This is a genomic window from Psychrobacillus syltrankelensis (genome assembly GCF_055454035.1).
Map to the genome: position 1 here is coordinate 3,503,141 of NZ_CM144227.1, position 25,167 is coordinate 3,528,307.

At 37.3% G+C, this 25,167-nt stretch carries 29 protein-coding genes, 16 tRNA genes and 2 rRNA genes; 38 read left to right on the plus strand and 9 right to left on the minus strand.

The genetic code is table 11. From position 1 onward, the window contains the following. Positions 1-194: 194 nt before the first annotated feature. The 22 genes from ACTSKG_RS17150 (at position 195) to ACTSKG_RS17255 (ending at position 9,139) form a co-directional block, all read left to right on the plus strand. Positions 195-3,120: ribosomal RNA gene (locus tag ACTSKG_RS17150) — 23S ribosomal RNA — on the plus strand. A 128-nt stretch (positions 3,121-3,248) separates the two neighbouring features. Next, positions 3,249-3,364: ribosomal RNA gene (gene rrf, locus ACTSKG_RS17155) — 5S ribosomal RNA — on the plus strand. Positions 3,365-3,374: 10 nt separating this feature from the next. Beyond that, positions 3,375-3,449, plus strand: a tRNA-Asn gene (locus ACTSKG_RS17160). A gap of 5 nt (positions 3,450-3,454) precedes the next feature. Then, positions 3,455-3,546: transfer RNA gene (locus ACTSKG_RS17165), tRNA-Ser, on the plus strand. A 28-nt stretch (positions 3,547-3,574) separates the two neighbouring features. Continuing rightward, positions 3,575-3,649: transfer RNA gene (locus ACTSKG_RS17170), tRNA-Glu, on the plus strand. A gap of 84 nt (positions 3,650-3,733) precedes the next feature. After that, positions 3,734-3,809, plus strand: a tRNA-Val gene (locus ACTSKG_RS17175). 39 nt (positions 3,810-3,848) lie between these two features. After that, positions 3,849-3,925 (plus strand) — tRNA-Met (locus tag ACTSKG_RS17180). A gap of 3 nt (positions 3,926-3,928) precedes the next feature. Then, positions 3,929-4,004: transfer RNA gene (locus tag ACTSKG_RS17185), tRNA-Asp, on the plus strand. Between the two features lie 256 nt (positions 4,005-4,260). Continuing rightward, positions 4,261-4,336, plus strand: a tRNA-Phe gene (locus ACTSKG_RS17190). Positions 4,337-4,343: 7 nt separating this feature from the next. Further along, a tRNA-Thr gene (locus ACTSKG_RS17195) sits at positions 4,344-4,419 on the plus strand. Between the two features lie 9 nt (positions 4,420-4,428). Further along, a tRNA-Tyr gene (locus tag ACTSKG_RS17200) sits at positions 4,429-4,512 on the plus strand. Between the two features lie 10 nt (positions 4,513-4,522). Then, positions 4,523-4,596, plus strand: a tRNA-Trp gene (locus ACTSKG_RS17205). Positions 4,597-4,620: 24 nt separating this feature from the next. Then, positions 4,621-4,696 (plus strand) — tRNA-His (locus ACTSKG_RS17210). A gap of 33 nt (positions 4,697-4,729) precedes the next feature. After that, positions 4,730-4,805, plus strand: a tRNA-His gene (locus tag ACTSKG_RS17215). A gap of 1 nt (position 4,806) precedes the next feature. After that, a tRNA-Gln gene (locus ACTSKG_RS17220) sits at positions 4,807-4,878 on the plus strand. Between the two features lie 7 nt (positions 4,879-4,885). Further along, a tRNA-Gly gene (locus ACTSKG_RS17225) sits at positions 4,886-4,960 on the plus strand. 10 nt (positions 4,961-4,970) lie between these two features. After that, positions 4,971-5,044: transfer RNA gene (locus tag ACTSKG_RS17230), tRNA-Cys, on the plus strand. A 31-nt stretch (positions 5,045-5,075) separates the two neighbouring features. Beyond that, positions 5,076-5,158 (plus strand) — tRNA-Leu (locus ACTSKG_RS17235). 518 nt (positions 5,159-5,676) lie between these two features. Next, positions 5,677-5,820 carry a hypothetical protein gene (locus tag ACTSKG_RS17240; protein ID WP_464755756.1) on the plus strand — a complete coding sequence of 48 codons (144 nt, stop codon included), beginning with the start codon at positions 5,677-5,679 and terminating at the stop codon, positions 5,818-5,820. A 399-nt stretch (positions 5,821-6,219) separates the two neighbouring features. Further along, positions 6,220-7,656 carry a proline--tRNA ligase gene (proS, locus tag ACTSKG_RS17245; protein WP_464755757.1) on the plus strand — a complete coding sequence of 479 codons (1,437 nt, stop codon included), beginning with the start codon at positions 6,220-6,222 and terminating at the stop codon, positions 7,654-7,656. Between the two features lie 123 nt (positions 7,657-7,779). Then, positions 7,780-8,292, plus strand: a complete 513-nt coding sequence (locus ACTSKG_RS17250; protein ID WP_464755758.1) for an RNA polymerase sigma factor — start codon at positions 7,780-7,782, stop codon at positions 8,290-8,292. Then, the gene (locus tag ACTSKG_RS17255; protein ID WP_464755759.1) at positions 8,279-9,139 is read left to right on the plus strand and encodes a hypothetical protein; all 861 of its coding nucleotides are present in this window, start codon (positions 8,279-8,281) and stop codon (positions 9,137-9,139) included. Before ACTSKG_RS17250 ends, ACTSKG_RS17255 begins: the two co-directional genes overlap by 14 nt. Positions 9,140-9,189: 50 nt before the next feature. On the opposite strand, the gene ACTSKG_RS17260 is transcribed toward ACTSKG_RS17255, so the two are convergent. The 3 genes from ACTSKG_RS17260 to ACTSKG_RS17270 all read right to left on the minus strand — a co-directional run bounded on the left by ACTSKG_RS17260 (position 9,190) and on the right by ACTSKG_RS17270 (position 11,123). Further along, positions 9,190-9,588, minus strand: coding sequence for a hypothetical protein (locus ACTSKG_RS17260; protein WP_464755760.1), 399 nt, complete (start codon positions 9,586-9,588; stop codon positions 9,190-9,192). Between the two features lie 326 nt (positions 9,589-9,914). Beyond that, positions 9,915-10,430, minus strand: a complete 516-nt coding sequence (locus ACTSKG_RS17265; protein WP_464758055.1) for a hypothetical protein — start codon at positions 10,428-10,430, stop codon at positions 9,915-9,917. Positions 10,431-10,433: 3 nt separating this feature from the next. Then, positions 10,434-11,123: a B3/B4 domain-containing protein gene (locus ACTSKG_RS17270; RefSeq protein WP_464755761.1), complete on the minus strand. Its 690-nt coding sequence runs from the start codon at positions 11,121-11,123 to the stop codon at positions 10,434-10,436. Positions 11,124-11,179: 56 nt separating this feature from the next. On the opposite strand from ACTSKG_RS17270, the gene queG reads away from it, so the two are divergent. From queG to ACTSKG_RS17340, 14 genes are all read left to right on the plus strand, one after another. Further along, positions 11,180-12,319 carry a tRNA epoxyqueuosine(34) reductase QueG gene (gene queG / locus ACTSKG_RS17275; RefSeq protein WP_464755762.1) on the plus strand — a complete coding sequence of 380 codons (1,140 nt, stop codon included), beginning with the start codon at positions 11,180-11,182 and terminating at the stop codon, positions 12,317-12,319. Between the two features lie 12 nt (positions 12,320-12,331). Then, positions 12,332-12,805: a tRNA (uridine(34)/cytosine(34)/5-carboxymethylaminomethyluridine(34)-2'-O)-methyltransferase TrmL gene (gene trmL / locus ACTSKG_RS17280; protein WP_464755763.1), complete on the plus strand. Its 474-nt coding sequence runs from the start codon at positions 12,332-12,334 to the stop codon at positions 12,803-12,805. Positions 12,806-13,102: 297 nt separating this feature from the next. Next, complete coding sequence (locus tag ACTSKG_RS17285) at positions 13,103-13,285, plus strand: multidrug ABC transporter ATPase (protein ID WP_464755764.1); 183 nt, start codon at positions 13,103-13,105, stop codon at positions 13,283-13,285. A 40-nt stretch (positions 13,286-13,325) separates the two neighbouring features. Continuing rightward, a complete protein-coding gene (locus tag ACTSKG_RS17290; RefSeq protein WP_464755765.1) occupies positions 13,326-14,162 on the plus strand; it encodes an aldo/keto reductase in 837 nt (278 codons plus the stop codon). 241 nt (positions 14,163-14,403) lie between these two features. Continuing rightward, complete coding sequence (locus ACTSKG_RS17295) at positions 14,404-14,679, plus strand: hypothetical protein (RefSeq protein ID WP_464755766.1); 276 nt, start codon at positions 14,404-14,406, stop codon at positions 14,677-14,679. A 13-nt stretch (positions 14,680-14,692) separates the two neighbouring features. Continuing rightward, positions 14,693-15,220 carry a hypothetical protein gene (locus tag ACTSKG_RS17300; RefSeq protein WP_464755767.1) on the plus strand — a complete coding sequence of 176 codons (528 nt, stop codon included), beginning with the start codon at positions 14,693-14,695 and terminating at the stop codon, positions 15,218-15,220. Positions 15,221-15,300: 80 nt separating this feature from the next. After that, entirely contained in the window at positions 15,301-15,615 is a 315-nt protein-coding gene (locus tag ACTSKG_RS17305) for a hypothetical protein (protein WP_464755768.1), read from the plus strand. Positions 15,616-15,694: 79 nt separating this feature from the next. After that, a complete protein-coding gene (locus tag ACTSKG_RS17310; protein ID WP_464755769.1) occupies positions 15,695-15,826 on the plus strand; it encodes an NUDIX domain-containing protein in 132 nt (43 codons plus the stop codon). An 81-nt stretch (positions 15,827-15,907) separates the two neighbouring features. Further along, positions 15,908-16,165: an NUDIX hydrolase gene (locus ACTSKG_RS17315; protein WP_464755770.1), complete on the plus strand. Its 258-nt coding sequence runs from the start codon at positions 15,908-15,910 to the stop codon at positions 16,163-16,165. A gap of 88 nt (positions 16,166-16,253) precedes the next feature. Continuing rightward, entirely contained in the window at positions 16,254-16,727 is a 474-nt protein-coding gene (locus tag ACTSKG_RS17320) for an NUDIX hydrolase (protein WP_464755771.1), read from the plus strand. A 150-nt stretch (positions 16,728-16,877) separates the two neighbouring features. Next, complete coding sequence (locus ACTSKG_RS17325) at positions 16,878-17,108, plus strand: hypothetical protein (RefSeq protein ID WP_464755773.1); 231 nt, start codon at positions 16,878-16,880, stop codon at positions 17,106-17,108. 23 nt (positions 17,109-17,131) lie between these two features. Further along, positions 17,132-17,371 (plus strand): hypothetical protein, encoded by a 240-nt coding sequence (locus tag ACTSKG_RS17330; protein WP_464755774.1) that lies wholly within the window; start codon positions 17,132-17,134, stop codon positions 17,369-17,371. Positions 17,372-17,472: 101 nt separating this feature from the next. Continuing rightward, entirely contained in the window at positions 17,473-17,928 is a 456-nt protein-coding gene (locus ACTSKG_RS17335) for a GNAT family N-acetyltransferase (RefSeq protein WP_464755775.1), read from the plus strand. Between the two features lie 79 nt (positions 17,929-18,007). After that, entirely contained in the window at positions 18,008-18,361 is a 354-nt protein-coding gene (locus tag ACTSKG_RS17340; protein WP_464755776.1) for a hypothetical protein, read from the plus strand. Positions 18,362-18,704: 343 nt separating this feature from the next. Here the strand turns inward: ACTSKG_RS17340 and ACTSKG_RS17345 are convergent, their stop codons facing one another. The 3 genes from ACTSKG_RS17345 to ACTSKG_RS17355 all read right to left on the minus strand — a co-directional run bounded on the left by ACTSKG_RS17345 (position 18,705) and on the right by ACTSKG_RS17355 (position 20,826). After that, complete coding sequence (locus ACTSKG_RS17345; RefSeq protein ID WP_464755777.1) at positions 18,705-19,361, minus strand: CatB-related O-acetyltransferase; 657 nt, start codon at positions 19,359-19,361, stop codon at positions 18,705-18,707. A gap of 258 nt (positions 19,362-19,619) precedes the next feature. Beyond that, positions 19,620-20,090 carry a DinB family protein gene (locus tag ACTSKG_RS17350; protein WP_464755778.1) on the minus strand — a complete coding sequence of 157 codons (471 nt, stop codon included), beginning with the start codon at positions 20,088-20,090 and terminating at the stop codon, positions 19,620-19,622. 505 nt (positions 20,091-20,595) lie between these two features. Further along, positions 20,596-20,826 (minus strand): hypothetical protein, encoded by a 231-nt coding sequence (locus tag ACTSKG_RS17355; protein ID WP_464755779.1) that lies wholly within the window; start codon positions 20,824-20,826, stop codon positions 20,596-20,598. Between the two features lie 398 nt (positions 20,827-21,224). Between ACTSKG_RS17355 and ACTSKG_RS17360 the strand changes: the two genes are divergently transcribed. Continuing rightward, entirely contained in the window at positions 21,225-21,377 is a 153-nt protein-coding gene (locus tag ACTSKG_RS17360; protein WP_464755780.1) for a hypothetical protein, read from the plus strand. A gap of 301 nt (positions 21,378-21,678) precedes the next feature. On the opposite strand, the gene ACTSKG_RS17365 is transcribed toward ACTSKG_RS17360, so the two are convergent. The 3 genes from ACTSKG_RS17365 to ACTSKG_RS17375 are packed head-to-tail and all read right to left on the minus strand — an operon-like array spanning position 21,679 to position 23,478. Further along, positions 21,679-22,527, minus strand: a complete 849-nt coding sequence (locus ACTSKG_RS17365) for an RluA family pseudouridine synthase (RefSeq protein WP_464755781.1) — start codon at positions 22,525-22,527, stop codon at positions 21,679-21,681. A 52-nt stretch (positions 22,528-22,579) separates the two neighbouring features. Then, positions 22,580-23,050, minus strand: a complete 471-nt coding sequence (locus tag ACTSKG_RS17370) for a thioredoxin family protein (RefSeq protein ID WP_464755783.1) — start codon at positions 23,048-23,050, stop codon at positions 22,580-22,582. Then, a complete protein-coding gene (locus ACTSKG_RS17375; RefSeq protein WP_464755784.1) occupies positions 23,047-23,478 on the minus strand; it encodes a disulfide oxidoreductase in 432 nt (143 codons plus the stop codon). Before ACTSKG_RS17375 ends, ACTSKG_RS17370 begins: the two co-directional genes overlap by 4 nt. A gap of 131 nt (positions 23,479-23,609) precedes the next feature. Between ACTSKG_RS17375 and ACTSKG_RS17380 the strand changes: the two genes are divergently transcribed. Then, positions 23,610-25,151, plus strand: a complete 1,542-nt coding sequence (locus ACTSKG_RS17380) for a GNAT family N-acetyltransferase (protein ID WP_464755785.1) — start codon at positions 23,610-23,612, stop codon at positions 25,149-25,151. Positions 25,152-25,167: the final 16 nt, after the last annotated feature.

Below are 25,167 nucleotides of genomic sequence, written 5' to 3' on the forward strand. Positions count from 1 at the left end.
TTCAAGAAATTCAATTTGTAATCACATTAGTGATTATTTTTTGTGTAGTAATTATTTACTAACTTTTTTGTTGGGTTTCAAGACACAAGTAATTCGAGGAAACGAGCGAAGGAGCAGCGGAGCGTACTTACGTACGTGAGCATGCGAGTGAGCGAAGTTGACGAAGAAGTACGATGTGTATTGGAAGTCAAAATGGTTAAGTTAATAAGGGCGCACGGTGAATGCCTTGGCACTAGGAGCCGAAGAAGGACGGCACTAACACCGATATGCTTCGGGGAGCTGTAAGTGAGCTTTGATCCGGAGATTTCCGAATGGGGAAACCCACTGTTCGTAATGGAGCAGTACATTTGCGTGAATACATAGCGCATCTGTGGCAAACCCAGGGAACTGAAACATCTAAGTACCTGGAGGAAGAGAAAGAAAAATCGATTCCCTGAGTAGCGGCGAGCGAAACGGGAAGAGCCCAAACCAAGAGGCTTGCCTCTTGGGGTTGTAGGACACTCTATATAGAGTTACAAAGGAATGAGCTAGACGAAGCGATCTGGAAAGGTCCGCAGGATAGGGTAAAAGCCCCGTAGTCAAAAGTTCATTCTCTCTTGAGTGTATCCTGAGTACGGCGGAACACGTGAAATTCCGTCGGAATCTGGGAGGACCATCTCCCAAGGCTAAATACTACCTAGTGACCGATAGTGAACCAGTACCGTGAGGGAAAGGTGAAAAGCACCCCGGAAGGGGAGTGAAATAGATCCTGAAACCGTGTGCCTACAAGTAGTCAGAGCCCGTTAATGGGTGATGGCGTGCCTTTTGTAGAATGAACCGGCGAGTTACGATTACATGCAAGGTTAAGTTGAGAAGACGGAGCCGCAGCGAAAGCGAGTCTGAATAGGGCGAATGAGTATGTGGTCGTAGACCCGAAACCAGGTGATCTACCCATGTCCAGGATGAAGGTAAGGTAACACTTACTGGAGGTCCGAACCCACGCACGTTGAAAAGTGCGGGGATGAGGTGTGGGTAGCGGAGAAATTCCAATCGAACCTGGAGATAGCTGGTTCTCTCCGAAATAGCTTTAGGGCTAGCCTCAAACGTTAGAATCTTGGAGGTAGAGCACTGTTTGGACTAGGGGCCCATCCCGGGTTACCGAATTCAGACAAACTCCGAATGCCAATGATTTATGTTTGGGAGTCAGACTGCGAGTGATAAGATCCGTAGTCAAGAGGGAAACAGCCCAGACCACCAGCTAAGGTCCCAAAGTATTTGTTAAGTGGAAAAGGATGTGGCGTTGCTTAGACAACCAGGATGTTGGCTTAGAAGCAGCCATCATTTAAAGAGTGCGTAATAGCTCACTGGTCGAGTGACGCTGCGCCGAAAATGTATCGGGGCTAAACAAATCACCGAAGCTGTGGATTGATACCTATGGTATCAGTGGTAGGAGAGCGTTCTAAGGGCGTTGAAGTCAGACCGGAAGGACTGGTGGAGCGCTTAGAAGTGAGAATGCCGGTATGAGTAGCGAAAGATGGGTGAGAATCCCATCCACCGTATGACTAAGGTTTCCTGAGGAAGGCTCGTCCGCTCAGGGTTAGTCGGGACCTAAGTCGAGGCCGATAGGCGTAGACGATGGACAACAGGTTGATATTCCTGTACCACCAAACCACCGTTTGAGTAATGGGGGACGCAGAAGGATAGGGTAAGCGTGCTGTTGGTTATGCACGTCCAAGCAGTAAGGTGTGAGTGTAGGCAAATCCGCACTCTGTAACATTGAGCTGTGATGGCGAGGACTTAGTCCGAAGTTCCTGATTTCACACTGCCAAGAAAAGCCTCTAGCGAGGTGATAGGTGCCCGTACCGCAAACCGACACAGGTAGTCGAGGAGAGAATCCTAAGGTGAGCGAGAGAACTCTCGTTAAGGAACTCGGCAAAATGACCCCGTAACTTCGGGAGAAGGGGTGCTCTTTTGGGTGTATAGCCTAGAAGAGCCGCAGTGAATAGGCCCAGGCGACTGTTTAGCAAAAACACAGGTCTCTGCAAAACCGTAAGGTGAAGTATAGGGGCTGACGCCTGCCCGGTGCTGGAAGGTTAAGAGGAGTGCTTAGCGCAAGCGAAGGTGCGAATTGAAGCCCCAGTAAACGGCGGCCGTAACTATAACGGTCCTAAGGTAGCGAAATTCCTTGTCGGGTAAGTTCCGACCCGCACGAAAGGCGTAACGATCTGGGCACTGTCTCAACGAGAGACTCGGTGAAATTATAGTACCTGTGAAGATGCAGGTTACCCGCGACAGGACGGAAAGACCCCGTGGAGCTTTACTATAGCTTGATATTGAATTTTGGTGCAACTTGTACAGGATAGGCAGGAGCCTTAGAGCCCGGAGCGCCAGCTTCGGAGGAGGCGTCGGTGGGATACTGCCCTGGTTGTATTGAAATTCTAACCCATACCCGTAACCCGGGTAGGAGACAGTGTCAGGCGGGTAGTTTGACTGGGGCGGTCGCCTCCTAAAGTGTAACGGAGGCGCCCAAAGGTTCCCTCAGAATGGTTGGAAATCATTCGAAGAGTGTAAAGGCAGAAGGGAGCTTGACTGCGAGACCTACAAGTCGAGCAGGGTCGAAAGACGGGCTTAGTGATCCGGTGGTTCCGCATGGAAGGGCCATCGCTCAACGGATAAAAGCTACCCCGGGGATAACAGGCTTATCTCCCCAAGAGTCCACATCGACGGGGAGGTTTGGCACCTCGATGTCGGCTCATCGCATCCTGGGGCTGTAGTCGGTCCCAAGGGTTGGGCTGTTCGCCCATTAAAGCGGTACGCGAGCTGGGTTCAGAACGTCGTGAGACAGTTCGGTCCCTATCCGTCGTGGGCGTAGGAAATTTGAGAGGAGCTGTCCTTAGTACGAGAGGACCGGGATGGACACACCGCTGGTGTACCAGTTGTTCTGCCAAGAGCATCGCTGGGTAGCTATGTGTGGACGGGATAAGTGCTGAAAGCATCTAAGCACGAAGCCCCCCTCAAGATGAGATTTCCCATTACGCAAGTAAGTAAGATCCCTCAAAGACGATGAGGTAGATAGGTTCGGGGTGGAAGCGTGGCGACACGTGCAGCTGACGAATACTAATCGATCGAGGACTTAACCAAATATGAATTTGAATTCATCAATGTCTTTTATCCAGTTTTGAGAGAATATTAAAGAGATTTTATTTAAAAAAACTATTGAAGTTTTCTCTAGTTATGGTATAATTAATCTTGTCTTTCAAGTTAATATGTCTAGTGATGATGGAGAAGAGGTCACACCCGTTCCCATACCGAACACGGAAGTTAAGCTCTTCATCGCCGATGGTAGTTGGGGGTTTCCCCCTGTGAGAGTAGGACGTCGCTAGGCGTAATAATATTCCGAAGTAGCTCAGTGGTAGAGCAATCGGCTGTTAACCGATTGGTCGTAGGTTCGAGTCCTACCTTCGGAGCCATTTTTGGAGAGCTGTCCGAGTGGCCGAAGGAGCACGATTGGAAATCGTGTAGGCGGGTAACACTGTCTCAAGGGTTCAAATCCCTTGCTCTCCGCCAGATATTTACTCTCTTATTACATAATAATGGCCCCTTGGTCAAGCGGTTAAGACACCGCCCTTTCACGGCGGTAACACGGGTTCGAATCCCGTAGGGGTCACCATTTTCAAAGTACTTAATTAGGTAAGAAACTAATTGAACGAATGAAGTTAACGCAGAAATGCGCAGCTTATTATGATTTTACCCAGGAGGATTAGCTCAGCTGGGAGAGCATCTGCCTTACAAGCAGAGGGTCGGCGGTTCGAGCCCGTCATCCTCCACCATTAAGTTTTAGAAAACTTAATTAGTAAGTATATTATTGTCGCGGGGTGGAGCAGTTCGGTAGCTCGTCGGGCTCATAACCCGAAGGTCACAGGTTCAAATCCTGTCCCCGCAACCAAATGGTCCCGTGGTGTAGCGGTTAACATGCCTGCCTGTCACGCAGGAGATCGCCGGTTCGATCCCGGTCGGGACCGCCATTTTTTAGAGATTTGAGATAAGCGAGAAGGTCGAGGAAGCGATTGAGTGAAGGAAGGAGCGTACCTGAGTACGTGACTGATTGAACGAATGAAGCTGACAAAGAGATTCGAAGCTTAGCGCAAATCGAATAGAGATTTAGGATTAGCAAGCAGATCAAGGAAGCAATCGAGCGAAAGAAGGAGCGTACCTAAGTACGTGACTGAGAGAGCGAGTGCAGCTGACGAAGAGATGCGACGCTTAGCGTAAATCGAAGTAGGCTCAGTAGCTCAGTCGGTAGAGCAAAGGACTGAAAATCCTTGTGTCGGCGGTTCGATTCCGTCCTGAGCCACCATTTTTAAGCCGGAGTAGCTCAACTGGTAGAGCAACTGACTTGTAATCAGTAGGTTGAGGGTTCAAGTCCTTTCTCCGGCACCACTGTTTAGTGGAGGGGTAGTGAAGTGGCTAAACACGACGGACTGTAAATCCGTTCCTTAGGGTTCGGCGGTTCGAATCCGCCCCCCTCCACCATTTTTATTTTAGGGGCATAGTTTAACGGTAGAATAGAGGTCTCCAAAACCTTTGATGTGGGTTCGATTCCTACTGCCCCTGCCAAATTTACAGTTAACTTGAATAATGGCGGTTGTGGCGAAGTGGTTAACGCATCGGATTGTGATTCCGACATTCGTGGGTTCAATTCCCATCAGTCGCCCCATATTCCTAATTAGTTAGCTTTTTTTTATTTGTGGCGGTCGTGGCGAAGTGGTTAACGCATCGGATTGTGATTCCGACACTCGGGGGTTCAATTCCCCTCGATCGCCCCATTGGGGTATAGCCAAGCGGTAAGGCAACGGATTTTGATTCCGTCATGCCCTGGTTCGAATCCAGGTACCCCAGTTTTTTTGCGGAAGTAGTTCAGTGGTAGAACACCACCTTGCCAAGGTGGGGGTCGCGAGTTCGAACCTCGTCTTCCGCTCCAACTATTAAATGGCGGCATAGCCAAGTGGTAAGGCACAGGTCTGCAACACCTTTATCACCGGTTCAAATCCGGTTGCCGCCTCCAATTTTTATAATAATAACATGTCTTTTATTTTGCCGGTGTGGCGGAATTGGCAGACGCGCGGGACTCAAAATCCCGTATCCTCTGGATGTGTCGGTTCGACCCCGACCACCGGTATTCAATAAAAAGCTTACAAGCGTTGATGTACAAACGTTTGTAAGCTTTTTTCATTTCATATTTTGTTTTTGAAATTAGGTTCTAACGATTAATTTTCAATTTTTTGCACAAATATGCAAAACCACCAACTTCCTATGGAAGGTAGTGTCTTTTATATGGAAGCGACAAATAATGCCCGAACTCTACCAGTATTCCAGATATGACCTAAAGTCATACTCATCAAAACTTCTAACACTTATTAGAGGTCTTTTTTTCGTTAGTAGGCAGTAAAAATAGCAATCTCGATTTTAAACAGGTGCAAATTAAGTAAGTCGAAGCAGCGTATATGAAGTTGCTGGCCTTTTACAGTTTATTAATTTGTTCCTATTTAGTCTTGGAGAACTATTTATAAATTTTAAGTTTCATTAAGAAGAAGTAAGGGAAAATACTAATATATATGTTAGCTTGGTGAAAGTGATTTACTGGATGGGTTAACAATAAAATATAATTTAATAGCAGAGAAATTGGAGGAACTAAAGATGATAAAAAAATATAACTTCATTATGGATGGAAAAATTATAGATGTATATGCTTCATCAAAAGTAGAAGCATATAAAAAAGCAAAGACTATATATTATGAAATGGGTAAGGAAGAAAGTTCACTCAAAAAGAATTGTGTTTAAATGGTTTTGAGAAAATTTTTCACTATTCGCCATATAGTCATTCTTTTGAGTAATAGGAAAGTACACATATAAAAAAACAGCACCATAAGATTCAGATTGTATTAACTTCGACTATTTGGTATATTATTAGGTATATACAATCTGCGATGTGATCAAGTAAATAAGAATTGTGAGACAGAAAATATAGCAGCTTGCTGAGAGCTATATCACCGCTTCTTGTTGAAACCTACCACGGAGATGTTATGCAAACATAACCGTTTCGTTGTCGTTATCCAACGTTTGAGATAGTTCGTTAAATTGACGGACTAATTAAAGGTGGTACCGTGTCTATCCAGTGTAAAGACGCCCTTTTTATAGGGGAGTTTTTACACTTTTTTTATTTTAAAGGAGGAAAAGTAGATGTCTACACAACAAAATGATTTTACAAAATGGTATATCGACACAATTCAAAAGGCGGATCTAATGGATTACACACCAGTTCGTGGGTGTATTGCGTTTAAACCGGATGGCTTTGAAATATGGGAACATATTCAAGATGAAATGAACAGACGTTTTAAAGAAACTGGACATCGTAATGCTTATTTCCCAATGCTTATTCCTGAATCTTTCTTCCAAAAAGAAAAAGATCATATTGAAGGATTTGCTCCAGAGCTACCATGGGTAACAGAAGCAGCTGGTGAAAAACTAGAAGAGCGTTTAGCACTTCGCCCAACTTCTGAAACGATGATTGGTCATTTGTATTCGGATTGGATTAAAAGTTATCGTGATCTACCAGTATTAATTAACCAATGGGCAAACGTGTTCCGTTGGGAAAAGAAGACTCTTCCTTTCATTCGTACTTCTGAATTTTTATGGCAGGAAGGACATACTGCTCATGTCGATGAAGAGGATGCACGTAAAGAAACAATGCAAATGCTTAACATCTATAAAGAGGTTGTTGAAGAGCTTTTGGCAATTCCAGTATACGATGGTCAAAAGACACCTTCTGAACGCTTTGCAGGGGCTGTAGATACGTTTTCGATTGAAGCAATGATGAAGGATGGAAAAGCTGTTCAAGCTGGTACTTCTCATTACTTAGGAACAAAATTTGCAGAAGCATTTGATATAAAATATTTAAATAAAGAAAACAAGCATGAGCACGTGCATACTACATCATGGGGTACTTCTACTCGTTTAATCGGTTCTGTAATTATGGTCCATGGTGATGAGCAAGGACTTGTTTTACCACCACGTGTTGCTCCAACACAAGTTGTATTAATACCAGTAGGACCTTGGAAAAAGAATCCTGCTATAATGGAAAAATTAGATGAAATCTATGCTGAGTTAAAAGCAAAAGGTATTCGTGTACGTTTAGATGACTCAGATCAGTCTCCAGGTTACAAATTTAATGAGTGGGAGCTAAAAGGTGTTCCAGTTCGTGTTGAATTAGGACCTCGTGATTTAGAAAACAACCAAGCACTACTTAAAGCACGTGATGAGAGTGATAAAGAATCTGTAGACATTCCTAATCTAGTGGAGCGTATTGAAGTAGAGCTAACATCAATGCAAACACGTTTACTAGAAAAAGCTCGTGCATTCCGTGATCTGCATTCACATACAAATGTGGATTCATTAGACCAATTAAAACAACATCTTACGGACTCGACTGAAAAGGGAGAAATTCCAGGTTGGATTCTTGCGGGATGGTGTGGCGACGATTCTTGTGAGGAACATGTGAAAGAAGAGACTAAATTTACAACACGTAATATTCCATTTAATCCACCAGTTGAAAAGGCTACATGTATTAATTGTGGAAAAGAATCAAAACATACAGTTTGGTTCGGGCGTGCGTATTAATTAAATAGTAAGAAACAAAAAATCAACCATTACATTTGATATGGTTGATTTTTTATTTATTCAAAATTTCATGTAAGATAAAAGAAATACGATCGTCTAATTTGTAAAGGAAGGGGGGATCCCTTGGAGAGGAATTTGATAGAAGAATGGTTTGATTTATACGAAAGAGATATTACAAGCTTTCTAGTGTACTATACTGGATCAATGGATGTGGAAGATCTAGTACAAGAAACCTTTCTTCGTGCATTGAACAAAATTTCAAGATTTAACGAAAAGGCACATCCGAAAACTTGGTTAATATCTATTGCAAGAAATATGGTAATTGATCACTATCGTAGGAACCGTGTCTGGAAAAAATTGAGGCACCTCTTTTTTCACGAACAATTTTTCTTGTTTGATATGGATCAGCGTATTCTTCTAAATCAGCAAAATACTTTTTTATATAAAGCTATTAATAGCCTTCCAGCTAATTATAAAGAAGTAATTATTCTTAGAGGGATTTTGGATATGTCATCCAAAGAAGTAAGTAGCATTATGAAAAGTAACGAGAACAACATAAATGTACTGTATCACCGTTCGTTAAAAAAATTGAAGATAATGTTGGAGAAGGAGGGGTATGAACATGGAGGATTTTAATAAACTGCAAGAGGAGTTAAAAAAACTTCCTAAATATTCACTTGAGATTGAACAACGAGAGAAAGTTTTACATTCCTTAAGAAAAAAGAAAACTTTCATCCTAACTCCGATTATCGCAGTCATAGGTATCTGTTCTATTCTTTTCTTTCTTCTTTTAACGTATGAGGATAATAACAAACTAAGCGCACAGATGGGTACAGTTTTTACTTTACCAGACAGAGATCAAGAAGTAGTAGGAGTAGAAGGAAAGATAGGAATTCTTGTTTTTAAGGAGCAATTTGTTGCAGAAGACATGAGAAGAGGATCAAAGATAATGCTATATTTTTGGGGAGATCCAAATAAGCTCGTTGGTAAGAATTACTTGGTTGAAGCAGAGAATAAAAAAGGGGAAAAAATTGAACTGTCTCGAGGGATTCTTTCGGCTGGCTTATACAGCGAGGATGCTCATACATTAACGAGCTTTGTCCCATTTCCAAATGAGGGGGAATGGCAGTTATCTTTTTTGATTGAAGATGAAATGCTGGAGCAATTTACTATTAACGTATTCCCACCTTTCCCTAAAACAGAGCATTATACATTACTTGATTCTCCAAAGGAAATCCCAGTTGGTGAAGAATTTGAATTATATATAGAGAGTACAATCGGCGAGAAGGAGCAAATAGAAGTCCAACTACTTGATGATAAAGGGAATATTAAACAAGAGACTATTTTTCAAGGAGAGGGATTTAATATTGATGCTAGAAGCTCACAGGATATTTACTATTATAAAGGGAAAATTACATTGAAGGAGCATGGAACTTGGAAGCTCATTATTGACGGAGAGCAAACAAGTTTATTTAAAAATTAGAATAATAAAACATCCTCGCATACCTAATAGTATAGGCAGGCGAGGATGTTTTAGCTTATAAATTTTTTCTCATTATTAATAACAAAATAAGACACAACTACTATTAGAAGTGCGCTTATAGGAATTACAGTTAAAATTCTAGCTAATATTTCTGGAGTCATTTCAAGTACAGAGAAAATAAGAGCACCGTGGACGAGTATAAAAAGAGTACCAAAGAATAAACCACTCATTAAAGTCAGGTTGACACTATTTTCGCCTATAACGCCTAACACAAAGGGGACAGCGCATAATATGAAAAGAAATAAATAATTCAAATCACCTAACCCATCGACCATTAAATATTCCCCAAAATACAATTTAAATAAAATAGCAGTTCCATACACGAGTACAAACATACCAATAATACTTTTAATTGCTAAGGCTAGTTTCTGAAAATCCAGTATTCCCATCCTTTCTTTTTATGAATATAAGGTCCGAGAATTCGCTAATAACTTATTGTATGTACTCGCAACAGTTGTTATTAAAACCTCGTTTGAGATATTAAATATAATTGTTAAACTCATAATTTTATATATTAAAACGCTCCCCCACAAAAGTGGAAAGGAGCGTTTTTCATAGTAGGAAACCAAAAAGTAAACTAATTGGTTGACGTTTGCAAAAGATAGTCATTAGTCATTAGTAACAAAGTGAAAAGTTAGAGGTCATTGGTTTGTCTAATCATTTTGAAATTGATTTCCTAACTATGCCTTGGCAAGGAGTCTCACCTTACCAAGGATTATGCATACTTTGCATCATCAAAAGGAATGCTTACGGAGTAGTTTTTTGCATTGATAATTCCTGATAATTTATTTGCATCTTTTTCGTATTGCAATGCGTTTAACCTATATTCCTCAGGGTTGAATAGAGCAACTTGGACATAGGTAGCACCTTCCCCATATCCATATTGGACTCGTTGTTTCTCAGAAGCACCCAATTGCTTGTATATCCTTGCTTGTGCACGCATTTGCGTAGCTAGTTCTATTGCTTCTACAATTGTATAATCTTTGTCTTTAAACAGTACTGTATTGCTGATGTTTGCTTCATAAATGAGTTTATCGAGCGTACGTATATCTTTTCTCGTTCCAGTTATTTCGTTGTCCACAACTGATACTGTTCTAGGTCCCACTTCAGGAATAGTATCCTTTTCTATAATTGTGAAAGCTACTCGAATAATTTCTTCTTCTAGTTCATGTACTCTTTTTAATAAGAGACTTTTTAATTTTACAGCTTCTGCTAATGAGATATTTGCCATCATTTATAACCTCCATTCTTTATTGTCATCGTTTATAATAGTAGAGAGCGCAACTCCTCCATGAATTTGGGTAAACATTGCGCCCATCGATTCAACTAGTTTGCGACTATCTTCTAAATCGCTAGAAGGTCGTAGAAAAACAATTTGTAAAGCATTTGACGTATCTTCGGTTACAGCAGTTCTTACAGAATCAACAAATGGGCTACCGAATGGACCGAGCTTATCCTTTAAAGTAAGTATATGTTGTAATTTATTCTCTCTCCCATTTAACCCTTCATACTTCATTTCCTCACTGCCAAGTGAAATAGTAATATCCCCTTGAATCTTTTCTAAATCATAAATTCCCATCGGTATTTCATATCGCATGGAAAAGAAATTATTTAGGTCAACAGCGGAATGCATTGGTGTGATATAATTTTGTTTTGCAATTCGTCGATACAATGCTTCAACAGAAGGACGGTAACGGTTAGGATCTGCACCTAGTTTTTTCCATAATGATCGCCATTCTTTAATCCCCTCAAATTCTGTTACAGACTTTTCTTCCAATTCAAAGAAAAGTTGCTCTTGAAATAATTGAAGACGTCCCTTAAGCATTTGAGGAGAAGAGGAAACAACAATTTTGGTATAATGAATAATGCCTATTTTAATAGTAGGATCAATTTGCAATAAAGAATCATCTAGTTTTACAATCATATCGACCATCCTAACACAATATTTTCTTTAGTTTAGCATAAGAAAGGGGAACAATTGTGAATATCAACCAATTTCAAGAAAAACTAATTGAATATGCTGCATCCATTGGAATTGATAAAATTGGTTTTACTTCTGCTTCTCCATTTCATGAATTAAAAAATAGATTAATTCGACAACAGGAGCTTGGGTTTGCTTCTGGTTTTGAAGAACCAGATATAGAAAAAAGATCGCATCCAGATCTTTTACTTTCTGATGCGGAAAGTATTATTTCAATTGCCATTGCTTATCCTGCTAAAATGAAAGATGCACCTTCTAGCAAAGTAGGGGCAAGACGTGGGATTTTTGCAAGAGCTTCCTGGGGAATGGATTATCATACTGTTTTACGTGAAAAACTTGCCCAATTAGAATTATTTATATTAACACATATACCTGATGCAAGGTTGCGTTCTATGGTAGATACAGGTGAATTATCGGATCGAGCTGTAGCAGAACGTGCCGGAATAGGTTGGAGTGCTAAAAACTGTGCTATCATTACTCCTGAATTTGGATCTTATGTGTATTTAGGTGAGATGATTACATCTATTCCTTTTGCACCAAGTGAGCAGATGGAGGAGCAGTGTGGGGATTGTACACTTTGCCTAGATATTTGTCCGACAGGGGCACTAATAGAAGGTGGGCAATTGAATGCACAGCGTTGTATTGCTTTTATAACGCAAACGAAAACAATGGTTCCAGATGAGTTTCGAGCTAAAATAGGGAATCGAATTTATGGATGTGATACATGTCAGACCATTTGTCCGAAAAATAAAGGGAAAGCTAATTTACATCAGGAAGCGTTTAAGCCTGACCCAGAGCTTGTAAAGCCATTATTACTACCATTATTGAGTATGACTAATCGAACGTTTAAAGAAACGTATGGGCATATGTCCGGAGCCTGGAGAGGAAAGAATCCTATTCAGCGTAATGCTATTATTGCGCTTGCCCATTTCAAGGAAGTTTCTGCCGTACCAACATTAATCGAGCTAATGGAAAATGATACTCGTCCGGTTATTCGTGGGACTGCTGCTTGGGCAATTGGAAAGATTCACACTGTTGAGGGATTGGATGCACTGAGAAGAGCTGAACAAAACGAAAAAGTAGAAGAAGTAATAGAAGAAATACGAAAAGGTCTACAGTTTTACACATTAGAGAAATAGGAAGTGGAATAGTTGAGTATTAATATAGTATTATATCAACCAGAAATCCCCGCAAATACTGGGAATATTGCTAGAACATGCGCAGGAACAGGATCAAAATTACATCTAATTCGACCGCTCGGATTTTCAACAGATGATAAAATGTTAAAACGTGCAGGACTCGATTATTGGGAGCATGTCGATATCACATATTACGATGGATTAGATGATTTTTTTGCGGCACATCCGAAAGGTGAATATTATTTAATAACAAAGTTTGGGGCGAAACCACATACAACATATGATTTTAGTGATGTGGAAAAAGATCATTTCTTTATTTTTGGACGTGAAACAAAAGGGTTACCTCGTGAGTTTATCGATGCACATCCAGATCGTGCTTTAAGAATCCCGATGAATGATAATATTCGTTCATTGAATTTATCAAATACAGCGGCGATACTTATTTATGAAGCGTTACGTCAGCAAGATTATCCTAATTTACATTAAAAAAACGGACATGTCTTTTTAGACTTGTCCGTTCTTAGTATTATTACTTGTCAGATGCACCTGGTTTGTCTTCGTATCCTGCTTTAAAAATTGCAACAAGGAACGCTACGATAACACCAAGAATAAGGATAAGATTCATATTGAGCTCCTCCTCTAATATATTCTGTACTAAGTATACCCTATTTATTATTAAAAAGAAATATTGCGGGAAAGTGAAATTATGTCTAAAATCGTTCTTTTCAAAGTTGCATCAATCGTTTTATTCTACTAGGATATAGAAAAGGAGTGATTTTTTAAATGAGCAATTTGAAAAATGGTCCAGAAAACGGTTCGATGGCAACAAATATGGAAGAAGTGAAACAGTTAGGAAAGCAAATGGAGAAGCTGAGAGATGATAATGGTTTGGAATTAGATAATCGGGTATCAGACCCAGCGCAATCAGACGATACTTCTTCCATGAAGCAAAGAAAAAACGACTGATTCATTTCAGTCGTTTTTCTCATAAGAAAGGATGAGTTCAATGAAATTACATAAGGATTCTACAAAACAGTTGGCAAATGGGGTAGAAATGCCACGTATTGGTTTAGGTGTATATAAAATGACAGAGCCAGATATAGCATTACAAGCAATTTCAACAGCTTTGGATAATGGTTATCGTCATGTCGATACAGCTTCTCTTTATGCAAATGAGCAACAAGTTGGAGAGGCGGTACGAAATTCATCCATTCCACGAGAAAATCTTTTCATTACAACAAAAGTATGGAATAAAGATCAAGGGTATGACCAGACGTTAAAAGCATTTGAAAAGTCATTGGAATTATTAGGACTCGATTACATAGATTTATATTTAACGCATTGGCCAGTAAAAGAGACTTTCATAGATACGTACCGGGCAATTGAACGTTTATATGAAGAGAAGCTAATCCGTGCAACTGGTGTCTCTAATCATCATCAACACCATCTAGAAGCAATTGCAGCAAAAGCAAATATTAAACCAATGGTCAATCAAATCGAATGTCATCCTCGGTTAACCCAATTTGACCTAAGAGAATATTGCAATGAACAAGGAATTGCAGTTACTTCATGGTCACCACTTGCAAGAGGTGGGTTACTAAACGAACCGACATTGCAACGAATTAGCGAAAAATACGGAAAATCGCCAGCTCAAACAATCATTCGCTGGCACTTACAACATGATTTAGTCGTTATTCCAAAATCAGTGACACCTGCTAGAATTGCTGAAAATCTGAATGTATTCGATTTTGAATTATCGTTTGAAGATATGAAAAATATCGATGCACTAAACTTGAATGAGCGTACTGGAGCAGATCCAGATAATTTTAGTTTTAAATTTTAAATTGAAACATTATAGTCTTGTTTTCTTCATAGTGAGAAAGCAAAGCTATAGTGTTTTTTTTTGAAAGCATTTAACAGGGAAAGTGGGAAGACTAGATGACTTAAAGGAGAATTGTACTTTTCATATTATCAAGGAATATTTACCAAATATGAAACTTTTCAACTTATACAAACGTATTATAGTGAACTGTTTGGCTTTTCTAGTTTATTAAAAAAAATAACAGTTCAGGTGAGGGTAATTTATGGGATTATTTTTTGAAAAAGTTACGAGAAAAAAGAGCGCAAAACCAATTGTTATTCTAAGAGCAGCAATGCTTGTTGCAATGTTTACATTTTTGATAATGACATTATTCAATGATTTAAATATGTACTTTCTGAGATATGTCTTAGTAATAGCAGGTGTTTTCTCTATTATGGATGGAATCGAAAGTTACTTTCATAAACAAAGTCGCAAGGTTATTCTAACTGAAATGAGTGTAGGACTAGTTTATTTCATCCTTTCAATTTCAATAAAATAGGGGGAAGTCACTTATGAAAATGAAAAAGAGATTTGGGGTATTTTGGTGTTTCATGATTAGTTTGTTCTTATTATGTGCATGCCAAGAAGGTACTGAGGAACCTGCAATTCACCTTTCAAGCGGTTCTGTACAATTAACTCCGATTTATTATGGTGATCGATATAACGAGGATGAAGCTCAAATCGAGAAGAATATTCAATACTTCATGGTGGGTAAGCGATTTGATGAACTACCAAGCGTTATTTATGGTGAACAAATTCAAATACAGGCTCAAAACTTTAGTACGAAGAACTACGAAATCTATGATTACCTATTAGATGGAAAAGGGAATATTATTTCTGAATATGAAATGGTTCCAACTGTAGTAAAGGTAATGGAACAAGGAATAGCTACCTTCACTTTTGAACCCTCTCACAATGCAGAAGAATATGCCGATTATGCAATTGATCATCAATTAGCTCATTGTATTTTAATAAGATCAAAAATTAATAAGAGCGTTTTTGCATTTGCGACTTTAATTTTAAGTGAGGAAGAAATATAAACTTTTCTATTTTAGGAGAAATAATTTATCTTGTTGCTAACAAGTTACCATCCTACAAGAACAAAGAGAGGTAGAGAATTATGACAATATTGCTTTATTTCATCGTTTTTATGATTATTAGCTTGATTGTTAGTATTGTATTATTGGTTATTTACAAAGACAATGAAAAGTTGGATAAGGGATTTGTATTTCCTTATTTTAAATTAAGTTATAGAAGAAAGACGATTCGAACACTATGGACTTTTCCTATAATTTTTGTTGGACTTATTGTTATATATCTTTATGGAGAACTAAATATTATGTGGAATCTAATTTTAATAATGGTTACTTTGTTTATTGCCTTTTTACAACTAGCGTACAATTATAAAAAATGGAAAAAATATGAACGTAGTTAATCCAAGGAACTTTTTAACTGATATGCAATATAAGTAGAAAAGAAGATTGAAATAAATCCTGTTGATAGGAGAGAATTCAATGCCAAACCAGTTTCATCATTTAGCAAGAGCGGTCTTTCTACAAAATAATAAAGTTTTAATTGCACAAGCCACAGGACATACAAATACCTTTTTACCTGGTGGACATATTGAATTTGGTGAAAGTGCATAAGATGCATTGATAAGAGAGATCGGAGAAGAAATAGGTATTAAATGTAGTGTGGTTAGTTTTCTTCGACTAGTGGAACATAAGTTGGAGAAAAAAGGTATATTAAATTGCGAAATAAACCAGGTATTTGAATTGAAAAGCGATGAATTAAGTACAAGTTATAATCCGAATTCAAGCGAATCTCATCTTAAGTTTTTCTGGTGTAATGGGGATGAATTGGATACTAAAAACCTACAGCCATATCCATTTAGGGCTCTAATAAAAAAATATTTAGAAGGAAATAAAGATGTTTGGTGGGAGAGTACATTAAACTCAGAAATTGATGATTCAAACAGAAATTGAGCAAGAGGGGAAGAACAGGTTCTAATTGTTCCAACTTGCTTGATAGTTCTAATCTAAAAAGAAAACTGTGGTCTAGGAGGCTTGCATTATGGGATACATAGAAGATTTAAGGAAAATAGTAGGTCATAGACCATTAATATTTGTAGGTGCTGTTACTGTTATCATCGATGAAATGGGCAGGTTATTAATGCAACAACGAAAGTTTCCGCATGGTTATTGGGGAATAACTGGAGGTTTAATGGAATTAGGAGAATCCACAGAAGATGTTGCCAGAAGGGAAATTTTTGAGGAGACTGGTCTAACAGTCGATAAGCTCAATCTAATAAATGTTTATTCAGGACCACAAAACTATATAAAAGCTGAAAATGGCGATGAATTTTACGTTGTTACAGTTGCTTATTATACGGAGGGGTTCAAAGGGGAATTAAACATAGATAAGTCTGAATCTATTAAGTTTGAGTTCTTTTATCCAAATGATTTGCCAAAGAATATTGTTAAAAGTCATAAAGTTATTTTAGATGAATTTTTGACTAAACATTATCTAGATGAAGTACGAACATAGAAATGAAATTATCTAACAGAAAGAGTACATGTCAATATGTAGGAGAGGTTTGATGAAAAAGGAATAACACCCATCTCTATAGAATATATCAGTATTCATGGAAATTTATTGGGAGGTAATTTTATAAAAAAACTAGTTGGTGTTTTATTAGTGATATTCGGTGTAATGGGCATTTTAATTGGCTTAATTCCTTATGTAATTAATTTTCCATATACTACTTCAGGTGAAAATTCTGGTCCTAAAAACTTTTGGGAGCTTGTTATTTACCTTTCTTATGATGGATGGTATTTACAATTTGGAATAGCAATGCTTTTCGTTGGTTTTTTATTTCTTTATAAATTAAGAAAGAATACTACTCAAAATAAGATAGTTCTTAAATAATTTTGGTTGAAGGGGGAAAATTAGTGAAGAAGAAATACAGTCCATTTTTCATTTTAGGTATTGTAGTTGGAGTTAGTGTTCCTATTATGAATGGAATACTTATATGGCTAAGGATACCTACATATGATCAGTTACTTCAAATGACACTAGGAAAACCAAACACGCTAAATATAGTGATAGCAATTCTAGTAACATGCATCCTCATTTATTTAATCTACTTGATACCTTTTAGCGTATTTAAACGAAATAAAAAATTAGTTTGAGGAGCGGCATGGAAAAAGCTTTTCTAACACAAATAACTTGTTTTTAGCTTCTCGGAAGAATATTAGAGTCATTATATAAAATCTTATGGGGGAATACATCTATGTATCAGTATTTTAATGGACTTGTTATTAGAGAGGGAACAAAAGGGATCCCCGCAGATTATGTTGAATATCTGTTTAAGGATGCAGGTTGGGTTAGAAATATACCAGATTGGCAGAAAGAAAAGTTTACCCTTATTTTTGAAAACTCAACGTGGGCTTTTACTGTGTGGGATAAGGAAAAAATGATTGGTATGGTTAGAGTAATATCGGACCAGATAATGGCAGCTAACATAATGGATTTAGTAGTACTATCTCCATATCGTGGTAAGGGTATTGGTCAAAAGCTTGTAGAGTTATGTGTTCAAAAACTTCCACATGGTGATTGGTTCGCTCATACTTCATCTAATAATTTTAGCTTTTATGAGAGATGCGGATTCGAGGTAAAGGATTTATCCACCAATGGAACTTGTGCATATTATGGATACATACAAGCTAGAAAAGATGGCCACAGATAAAAAGAGGATTTAATTATCGAGTATTTAGTAGCTATGTCAGCGTATTTATAAAGGCCATTAAAAGAGGAGAGTATTGAATATGAAATTAAAAATTTTATATTTAACAATATCGGTGTTGTCATTATTGCTGGTTGTTGGTTGTTCGAATGATAACAGTTCAGGTAATACCTTGGATAATGAAAATTATGAAAGCGTTAGAGAAATTGTATGGGATTTTATAGTAGAACAGGGTTGGGGTCATAATTACTTAAAAGATAATTGGAGTAATGCAACAGTAAAGAAAACAATTGCTGATGATCACTATAAAACTTTAGATGCATCTTATAATGGAAAAGAGATATTGATTGTTAGTTTAGAAGATGCAGTAGCATCACCATTAATATTTGTTGATCCTAAAAACAATAAAGTAATTGGCTATATGCCAGGTGAATAAATTTTATAGCTAACTTTATTTATTCAACAAACGGAGGTTAGTGCAAGAAGGCTATAATAAATAATGAAATTTTTTAGATTTTGAGTAACTTAAATAAGGGGGTATTATCGATGAAGTATCATGAACTGATACATAAATGTGATTTTGTAAAAGCAAAAGACATGGCTTTTCAGATTGATTCCAAGCAGTTTAGTTGAACTTGAGGTTTTATGTAGGATTGACAAAAACTGTGCAGTGATGAGTTTTCACTCTAAAAAAAGCCCCTTCTTAATTAGCTATTAAGAAGAGACTATGGGTTATTAAAATTATTCGTATTTATTCTATGAGATGATTTAAAAATCCGTTATGGTTTAATTTCCCTTTGATAAAAATCATATAATTGGTTGATAGAAGAACTGGACAAGATATGACTGGCACATTCAATTTTCTCACGTTCCCAATCGAACCAACGCATTTCCTTCAACTTTTCGATTTCTTTGTCTGTAAATCGTTTCTTTATCTCTTTAGCAGGGTTGCCTCCTACTATCGTATATGGTGGAACATCTTTTGCAACAACCGATCCAGCCGCAACAATGGCACCTTCACCTATTGTCACACCGGGCATAATCATTGCATTCATGCCAATCCAGACATCATTTTCGATGATTGTATCCCCTTTTGGTTTGTAAGAAGTTTCAATTTGCTCCACAAACGGATAGACGGTAATCCATTCAGAATGATGATTATGATTTCCACCCATTAAAATAATTACACCACTTGCAATGCATACGTAATTTCCTATAATCAATTTATCTAAATGCCAACCATGGTCTTCGATGGGGTTAAATAAATTTTTTGATTTTTCATCTCCCCATAAGTATCTAACACACCCATCTTCAAAATCATGATTATCGTAATAACCAGAGTAGTAGGAGTATTCACCTACTTCAATCATTGGGTTGGTGACAATATCTTTTAAATACTTAATTTCAGACCAGTGGTTAAATCGATGTTGTTTCATTTTTTTTCCCTCGCTTCTAAGTAGTATAAATCAATTTTTTACTTAGAAGCTTAATGCCGTAGCAACATTCTTAAACCGTTTCAAACGACGAACCATCGTCCTCATCCTTTTCCTATTTGTTGAGGAGATTGTAACAAATGAATCATCTGTTCGTCAAATCATATTGCAAAGTTCGACCATAAAGCGTCGTAGTAGACACAACTGTACGGTATAAAAAGTATAGGTGTACCACCTAAGTGATAACACCTGTGAGATAAATTAATCCCAAACTGAGGGTCTTGGAATGCCCGCTGTTCTTAAGTAATCAAGCAGTTGGCCAGTATGGATAGATTCATGATAAGCAACTCTTAACAACATATCACCCAAGTCTCTTATGTAGCCTACATCAGAGCGGTCAATTTTAATATTGGCTAAATCTTTTTCAGAAAATAACCTAATTGTTTCTAAGAACCGATTTCTATAAGGTTCGGCAAATTCTAATTCGGCATTCACAGTGGTAAAAGGCTGTTTTTCGAAAGGAGAATCAAACACTGACAGACTGCCCTTATTTTGGATTGCTAGATGGTAATAATGTTCACTTTCTAGAACGTGCCTAATCATTTCTAGACTAGTCATTGCTTCGTCATCCGGTTTCCATTGTAGTTTTTCTTGGGGAATAGCTGTCCAAACCTTAATACTTCTTCTTCGTACTTCGATAAAATTTAAAATAATTAATTCAACTGAGTTCAAAAATTTCACTCCTTTTATTAGTATGTTTTGAATATACACGAATAAGTGTTCGATTAAAAGGCATGATCTTAATAAATATATTATTGCGCAGTTCGAAACAAACTGGACTTGATTAAACATAAAAAGGACCTTCAGAATGAAAGTCCTTAGAACAACTAAAGGCTCGGCTCGGGCAATAGAAGGTTGGATTTATGATGCCTCACAGTTGTTAAAAACATTATATTCATTGCTTGTAAAGATATAAGAGCTGAAACCTTGAAGATAGTTCGACCAAACTGTAATAAGATATTTCCGATGTCGGGTTGAAACAAAGTTAAACTGTTTTTAAGCAAGTCGTACCGATTTGAAGAAAGTTGAACCGTTTATAAAAAAAGATGTACTGGATTATCTAAATGTCGATTTTTCTTTTCGGTCTAAAGAGGCAGGCTAGTTCAATAGTCAGTAAAGCCTTTTTAGGTGCACAAAAGCTGTTTGGATTAATATATTTAAACAGCTCATATTTACCTTAATACATTGGAGGTAATGGAGTTCCCTGCGGTCTCCACCAAGATTCAACGATTTTCCAAGAATCATTATAGCTGTAACCTTTTCCCATTAAATATCCAATAGAAACTGCTTCTGTTAATGCGTGATCAAATCCCAGGTATTGTGCTTCTCGTAATCCGTGTCTAACAGCTGGACTTATGATAGCAAGAATTTGTTGTTGAGGATTAGATGGCTGGTTGTCGATATTCATTTAATACTCCTCTCTTTTGATTATAGTAATAGCAAGTAAAGGGTTCAAAATAATTTATGCAGATATGGGAAGAATGTAATAGGCAATAAACATGTCCGTTTAATTTTCAGTATAGATTGATAACAAGTTCAGTGTAATAGCTGTCCAATCCAAAGGAGAATGAACATGACAAATCAGGAGCTTATCCAAAAAACTATGAAGAATTAGATGAATGGATGGAAGGTCAAGATAATTTAGTTCCAAGTGATAGTTTAAGAGAGTTTGAAGTAGAAATAAGCGAGCGTCGTTTGTTTATTGAACAAAATGGAAAAGTAAGTAGGATTGAACATTGTATTTTGACACAGAAGCACACTCAATAGGGGGAAAAGGTATGCCTGAAAAACTATCTTGCGTACGGAATGAGTTTTGGATTATTAGGTGGTGTACTTTTAAGTTTAGTTGGAATGATGTTAGAAAATGTATTTATTCAAGTTGGAGGCTTTGGAATAGGGTTAACATTAGGAACATTTATAGGTGCTTTGTTTTATTCTATTGAAACAAGAAAGAGGTAAGCGTAAAGTTGGCATTGTGTGAATAATTGTACTTAACCTAACCAGATATTTTAGTTCAATAAGACCCACTAAAAATAATTAAACATTTTTATAAAAACAGTTTCTAAATCACAGCTAAAGATGCCATTTTATCAATCTTATTTTCAAAAGTATTCATATATTTTATAAAAAGCACTGCAAGTCGCAGTGCTAATAAGGGTTATAAATACTATATTAATTTAGTGATAAGAGCCAAGTTCTTTTTGTACTTCTAATAATAATTGGTGATTTGAAACTAAGCCTCTTTTTCCAATACTTTTCCTTATCTTTTATCTTCCACAACGATCAATTCACCTGTAATCGGATGTACAAATTGTACTTTGAATGCGTGAAGTTCATAAGTTTTAGTAGGTGATTTCTTCGCTCCGTATAAATCGTCTCCTACAATCGGGTGACCTAGATGGGCAAAGTGCACGCGAATTTGATGGGTGCGTCCAGTTTCAAGAATTGCATGTACTTTTGTAAAATTAGGATTTCTGCCGACTACTTCATAGTGGGTAATAGCAATCTGACCTGATGGAGACACTCTCTTTCTAGTTGCATGGTGTCGATCAACGCCAATGGCAGCTCGAATTGTGCCGTGGTTGTTTTTTACCTGTCCTTCGACAATCGCTTCATACGTGCGAATGATTTCTTTATTTTCTAGCATGCGATCAAGCATCCCTTTGACGATAGGATTTTTCGCAACAACGATTAGCCCTTTTGTCCCTTCATCAATACGATGTACATGCTCTCCATAAGCTTGTCCTTTACTAGATAGATAATGATGAACCGTATTCATGAATGTGTGGTTTTGACCTGCTTCATTTGGATGTGTAGCAGCACCACGAGGCTTCGATGCAATTAGTAAATACTCATCTTCATAGGCAACGTAAAGAGGTATTTGATCGGAAGAAAGATAATTAGAAGCATCTCCCTCCCATGTAAAAACTAGTATATCTCCTTTTTGAAGCGGTGCTTTCCATTGCATTAATTCTCCATTTACATCACTAACTGCTTTTTGCATACGTAAATCATGGATAAGCTTTTTACCGAGCTTCCATTTTTGTTGAAAAATTATATCAATTGTAAGTCCATCCTCTTGTACTTCATAACGAAATGTATGTATCATTCTTCTCTCTCCCTTTAAAAAAGGCCATGTCATTTTGACACGACCGTTTCGATTATTTTAACACTACTTCATCAAAAAAAACTTGAATTTCATCATCTGGATGAGAACCAAATAATCTAGCTACTTCTTTTCCATCTTTAAAATAAATCAATGTGGGTGTAGCCTCTATTGAATAGTCATCCCAGCCTTGTTCATATTCAAGTACATTATATTTTACAATTTCTACACCATTTTTCTTTGCAAGGGGAACTAATCTCGGAGTCATTTCCTGACAGTGAACGCATTCGGGACTAAAAAAGTAAACAGTAACCGGTTTACCACTATTAATTTTTTCTTTAAGCTTATCTGGCATGATGATATTCTGGTAGTTTGGATCTTTTAGTAAATCAATAGTAGATTGTCTTAAATTAGTTTTATCATAAGGGTTGTCCGCTAATTTTGTTTTGTTTGATTGGTTCGTTAATATAATAATTAGAGCAAAAACAACAACGATGATTCCACCAAATATAGCTAATTTTTTCATACTCCAGTTTCCTCCTTTAAGCTTCTTAAAACTAATACACTACTAATAATGATTAAAATAAATGCTACAAGTGCTAAAAAGGGAATCGTAATAAATCCTAAATAATTAATATAGTCACTGGTACAAGGTACTCTACCACAAGCAGGTGCGGAATCTTGCATAAAACTTATTTTTTGAATGCTATAGTGATACGCGGAAATACAACCACCTATTATAGAGAAAATGAGCGTAGTAACTGCAATTTTCGGATTTTTTTGCGCATATGCTATTACTATAATGATGACAAGTGGATACATAAGTATGCGCTGATACCAACATAATTCACATGGCTCGTATTGCCGGATTTCCGAAAAATATAAGGAACCGAGTGTTGCAGTAAAAGCTACTGTCCACATAAATAACAATAAATTTTCAATTTTTTTTGTCATAGAATGCTCCTTTAAAATACTTTGAACTCAAATCAAAGTATACGGGTTCTTTAAAAGTATGTAAAATATTTTATCTGTTTCGGAAAGAGGGATATAATAGAGGATACTTACTTAAAAGAGGAGCGATTAGAATGTCTGAAGAATTTGATCTATCTCAATTTGAAAAAAGTATGGTTATAAGACAAACGTCTTTTTCAGATATAGATGCTATTTTAGAAATCCAACGCCTTAGTTTCCCTGGAATGGATCCGTGGGAGGTAGCTCATTTACGCAGTCACTTAACTATTTTTCCAGAAGGACAATTAGTTGCAGAACTAGATGGCAAAGTAATTGGATCTTGTTCAAGTTTAATTATTAACTTTGATGAGTACGATGATCGCCATTCTTGGTCAGATGTGACGGATGCAGGTTATATTACGAACCATAATCCTGAAGGGTATAATTTGTATGGAATTGAAGTAATGGTACATCCGGATTATCGAAGAATGAAGGTAGGGCAACGTCTATATGAAGGAAGAAAAGATATTGCCAGACAGTTTAATTTAAAATCCATTATAATTGGCGGACGTATTCCGAACTATCATAAACATGACGAAGAAATGTCACCGAGAGAGTATGTGACAGCTGTATCACGTCATAAATTATATGATCCGGTACTCACGTTCCAGTTAATGAATGGATTTACGTTAATGCGTATTAATCCAAACTATTTACCGGACGATAAAGCATCCGCTAAATACGCTACTTTGATGGAATGGAATAACGTAGATTATATTCCACTTTCCAAGCGTCATTTTAAAACGAGTTATCCTGTTCGAATTTGTGCAGTGCAATATATGATGCGAAAAATTAATTCGTTTGATGAATTTGCAAACCAATGCGAGTATTTTGTAGATGTCGCTTCTGATGCTCAATCCGATTTTGTTGTGTTTCCAGAAATTTTTACAACACAACTAATGTCTTTCTTAGATGAACCTTCACCTAGCCAATCAGTTCGTAAGTTAACGGAATATACTCCGCAATATATGGAATTATTTTCTGATTTAGCTGTGCGTTATAATATTAATATTATAGCTGGTTCACACTTTGTAGAAGAAGAAAATGAAGAAATCTATAATATTGCATATTTATTCCACCGAGATGGTTCTATAGACAAGCAGTATAAAATCCACATTACACCGAATGAACGTAAATGGTGGGGCATTAGTGCAGGAGATTCTGTGCAAGTGTTTGATACAGATTGTGGGAAAATTGCTATTCAAATCTGTTATGATATTGAATTTCCAGAGCTTGCACGAATTGCGACAGATATGGGTGCAAATATTATTTTCACTCCGTTTTGTACGGAGGATCGTCAAGGATACTTACGTGTTCGTTATTGTGCACAAGCTCGAGCAGTTGAAAACCAAATTTATACGGTCATCTCTGGTACAGTAGGAAACTTACCACAAACCGAAAATATGGATATTCAATACGCACAGTCTGCTATCTTTGCTCCTTCTGATTTTGAATTTGCAAGGGATGGAATTGTAGGAGAAACAGAACCTAATTTAGAAATGGTTTTAATCGGAGATGTTGATTTAGAAATTTTAAGACGTCAACGTCAAGATGGAACAGTTAAGCATTTGAAAGATCGTCGTCATGACGTATATGGTATAGATTATAAGAAGTAAGAAATGAGGTTTCACT

Excerpts from the sequence above, each read along its gene's own strand:
- ACTSKG_RS17240 (WP_464755756.1), top strand. The coding sequence starts at position 5,677 with ATGATAAAAAAATATAACTTCATTATGGATGGAAAAATTATAGATGTA.
- proS (WP_464755757.1), top strand. The coding sequence starts at position 6,220 with ATGTCTACACAACAAAATGATTTTACAAAATGGTATATCGACACAATT.
- ACTSKG_RS17255 (WP_464755759.1), top strand. The coding sequence starts at position 8,279 with ATGGAGGATTTTAATAAACTGCAAGAGGAGTTAAAAAAACTTCCTAAA.
- ACTSKG_RS17260 (WP_464755760.1), bottom strand. The coding sequence starts at position 9,588 with ATGGGAATACTGGATTTTCAGAAACTAGCCTTAGCAATTAAAAGTATT.
- ACTSKG_RS17265 (WP_464758055.1), bottom strand. The coding sequence starts at position 10,430 with ATGGCAAATATCTCATTAGCAGAAGCTGTAAAATTAAAAAGTCTCTTA.
- ACTSKG_RS17270 (WP_464755761.1), bottom strand. The coding sequence starts at position 11,123 with ATGATTGTAAAACTAGATGATTCTTTATTGCAAATTGATCCTACTATT.
- ACTSKG_RS17285 (WP_464755764.1), top strand. The coding sequence starts at position 13,103 with ATGAGCAATTTGAAAAATGGTCCAGAAAACGGTTCGATGGCAACAAAT.
- ACTSKG_RS17290 (WP_464755765.1), top strand. The coding sequence starts at position 13,326 with ATGAAATTACATAAGGATTCTACAAAACAGTTGGCAAATGGGGTAGAA.
- ACTSKG_RS17295 (WP_464755766.1), top strand. The coding sequence starts at position 14,404 with ATGGGATTATTTTTTGAAAAAGTTACGAGAAAAAAGAGCGCAAAACCA.
- ACTSKG_RS17300 (WP_464755767.1), top strand. The coding sequence starts at position 14,693 with ATGAAAATGAAAAAGAGATTTGGGGTATTTTGGTGTTTCATGATTAGT.
- ACTSKG_RS17305 (WP_464755768.1), top strand. The coding sequence starts at position 15,301 with ATGACAATATTGCTTTATTTCATCGTTTTTATGATTATTAGCTTGATT.
- ACTSKG_RS17310 (WP_464755769.1), top strand. The coding sequence starts at position 15,695 with ATGCCAAACCAGTTTCATCATTTAGCAAGAGCGGTCTTTCTACAAAAT.
- ACTSKG_RS17320 (WP_464755771.1), top strand. The coding sequence starts at position 16,254 with ATGGGATACATAGAAGATTTAAGGAAAATAGTAGGTCATAGACCATTA.
- ACTSKG_RS17335 (WP_464755775.1), top strand. The coding sequence starts at position 17,473 with ATGTATCAGTATTTTAATGGACTTGTTATTAGAGAGGGAACAAAAGGG.
- ACTSKG_RS17340 (WP_464755776.1), top strand. The coding sequence starts at position 18,008 with ATGAAATTAAAAATTTTATATTTAACAATATCGGTGTTGTCATTATTG.
- ACTSKG_RS17345 (WP_464755777.1), bottom strand. The coding sequence starts at position 19,361 with ATGAAACAACATCGATTTAACCACTGGTCTGAAATTAAGTATTTAAAA.
- ACTSKG_RS17355 (WP_464755779.1), bottom strand. The coding sequence starts at position 20,826 with ATGAATATCGACAACCAGCCATCTAATCCTCAACAACAAATTCTTGCT.
- ACTSKG_RS17360 (WP_464755780.1), top strand. The coding sequence starts at position 21,225 with ATGAGTTTTGGATTATTAGGTGGTGTACTTTTAAGTTTAGTTGGAATG.
- ACTSKG_RS17365 (WP_464755781.1), bottom strand. The coding sequence starts at position 22,527 with ATGATACATACATTTCGTTATGAAGTACAAGAGGATGGACTTACAATT.
- ACTSKG_RS17370 (WP_464755783.1), bottom strand. The coding sequence starts at position 23,050 with ATGAAAAAATTAGCTATATTTGGTGGAATCATCGTTGTTGTTTTTGCT.
- ACTSKG_RS17375 (WP_464755784.1), bottom strand. The coding sequence starts at position 23,478 with ATGACAAAAAAAATTGAAAATTTATTGTTATTTATGTGGACAGTAGCT.
- ACTSKG_RS17380 (WP_464755785.1), top strand. The coding sequence starts at position 23,610 with ATGTCTGAAGAATTTGATCTATCTCAATTTGAAAAAAGTATGGTTATA.